Genomic DNA, 281 nt, shown 5'->3' with positions numbered 1-281 from the left:
AAGTAACGAGCCGCTATATTATAGCTAGCTGAAAGATCAGCATGATATACCTTGCCCGTAGTAAATGTCGCAAGGTCTTTTTTATGATTACGTTCTACTTTTCCTGTACCATCATAGGCCAATGCACTTGTGTTTCTAGGCTTTACCCTTGAAATTCGCATTCCTACATAATGCGCCATTTCTTCTACTTTATTTTGGATCGCTGTTTTTCTCCAATAACGTAGTTTAAAACGAAGTTTCTTCGCTCCCCAAAAACCTTTTGGTACGCGCATTTTATTGAG

1 pseudogene is annotated in these 281 nt (G+C 38.8%); it reads right to left on the bottom strand.

The features are described from left to right. A pseudogene (locus GH741_RS21510) lies at nucleotides 1–281 on the bottom strand (zinc ribbon domain-containing protein); the annotation flags it as partial.

Source organism: Aquibacillus halophilus (genome assembly GCF_009649745.1).
GTDB classification, from domain to species: domain Bacteria; phylum Bacillota; class Bacilli; order Bacillales; family Amphibacillaceae; genus Aquibacillus; species Aquibacillus halophilus.
This window is presented reverse-complemented; position numbering and strand designations above follow the sequence as displayed.